The organism is Methanobrevibacter sp. (assembly GCF_045577275.1).
GTDB lineage: Archaea > Methanobacteriota > Methanobacteria > Methanobacteriales > Methanobacteriaceae > Methanobrevibacter.
Genome location: NZ_JAZNIB010000208.1, coordinates 1 through 2,205, shown reverse-complemented (window position 1 = coordinate 2,205; position 2,205 = coordinate 1). Strand labels below are relative to the sequence as shown.

The 2,205-nt window shown below is 39.0% G+C and carries 1 protein-coding gene; it reads right to left on the bottom strand.

What is annotated here, in order from left to right; all coding sequences use genetic code 11:
• Window positions 1–2,205 (bottom strand): amino acid adenylation domain-containing protein (locus tag ACKI67_RS06040; protein ID WP_407462541.1); only part of this gene is annotated, 2,205 nt, incomplete at both ends.

Below are 2,205 nucleotides of genomic sequence, written 5' to 3'. Positions count from 1 at the left end.
GGTCCCGTTTAAATGTATTTACGCACATTCCATCAAAAATGATGTGATTGAACTTAGCCAGCACTACATATGAATCCTCTAATTCAAGAACCTTGAACATTGCCAAATAATCATACAAATCAAAGCCTTGAGCTAAGAAATCCTTTATGATATCTTCATTAAATCCTGATTCAACGGTGACAGGAGGTTCAGCCCCTGTTACTAAGTAAGGATATTCTCCTCTGAATGCCTTTGCAGCAGTTCGAACCATATCCCAAATGCTCTTTATGTTCCATCCATTGCTTTTTAGAAGATCCACAAGTGATTGGTCACTAAAGCTATCTCCCAAATCCTTTAAATCCTTCACTAAATCGACATTATCCCTAATTCTGTCAAAGAAGTTTTTATCTTCATCTCCTTCATAATAACTGCTTACACGCATAGCCAAAATTGGATGCACAATCAGGATTTCATTCAATGCATCCAGCACCTTTTGAAGGCCGTATTCCTTAGGAACGCTCATAAAAGTTGGAATGTGATAAAAATCAGTCTTATTCATTATGGAATCTAAAAACAAATTGATTTGAGCCTCATTCAATGGACATCCTCCTTCCAATGAATAGATGTCCAAATCCAATGAAAACTCATCAATGCTTTTTGCAATGGCTTCTGGAGTGCGTAAACTTAAGATGTCCGCTGCTGTAATGTCATAATCCTCAAGATGGGACAATAGCTTTATGGAAATTAATGAGTCCCCGCCTAAGTGAATGAAATCATCTTGAATGCCTATGTTTTCCTGATTGAATACATTTTCAAAAGCCTTCACAATAGTTCTTTCCTTTTCATTCCTTGGAGCAATATAACCGGCATGCAAAGTGCTTCTGTCAACTTCAGGCAAAGCACGCCTATCCACTTTACCGTTAACGGTTAAAGGAATATTCTCCAATTTAACAACAAATGAAGGCACCATATAATCAGGCTTTTGGCTTGCAACATATGAAAGAAGGGATTCGGTAATATTGTCATCATCACTTACAACATAAGCCACCAACTCATTGTTGCCATTGTGCTCAATTACTTGAACTGTAACTGCCTCAATTGAATCCATTTCTCTGATTGCAGCTTCAACTTCCATCAGTTCAACACGGTTTCCTCTCACTTTCACCTGACTGTCACGACGGCCTACGATGCCTAAGGAACCATCCGGCAAGACCCTCACCAAGTCTCCAGTACGATACATTATGCCATAAGCATCATCCCTTTCAAATGGATTATCTATAAATGCCTTAGTGGTTTCTTCCTTTCGATTTAGGTAACCTTTAGCCACTTGATTTCCTGCAATATGCAATTCACCTACAGCACCTATAGGGACGCGTCTCAATTCATCATCCAAGATGTAAGCCTTGAGGTTTGTGAATAAATGCCCAATGGAAGAGGAATCTATCTTATCCTTCTCTTCAATAGCACAAACTGCAACACAAGCTTCTGTAGGTCCATATGAATCTATAAATGAATAATCTGTACTTACATTTACAGGCCCTAATTTTTCACCGCCAGTGATTAGAACCTTCAACGAGGTATCCTTGACTTCATCTATGAATATTCTGGCAACCTGTGTTGGAAGAGTGGTATGGGTGACTCCATGACTGATGAAATGCTGATTCAGCTTTTCAATGTCTAATCTGATGTCCATTGGAACAATATCCAAACAGGATCCGCCATATAATGGTCCGCAGATAGCACGTATTGCCCCTACATCAAATCCAATTGAAGAGAACATGCCGAATTTTGAACCGTTTTTCATATTGTATTCATTTACATAGAAATCAACATAGCTGGTAATTCCCTTTCTTGTAATCTTAACCCCTTTTGGAATGCCTGTAGTTCCACTGGTATATAATATACAGGCTAAATCTCCATAAACTACAGGTAAACTGGACAAACTAGCCCCAGAATCTTCAACAATTTCTGAAATATCTAAAAGATGAACATCAACAACTAATCTTTGAGCCCTATCATAAGTGCCTTTGCTGACTATCACAGCCTTGGTGTCAGTATCATTCAACATGAATTTTATGCGCTCATCAGGCAAAGCATCATCTATCGGCACATATACAGCACCAATGGAGAGAATGGCCAATGCAGAGAACATATATAACTCTGAGCGCTCTAGGAAAAAGGCAACATTGTCCTGTGGACTAACTCCCATATCCTTCAAGGAATTGG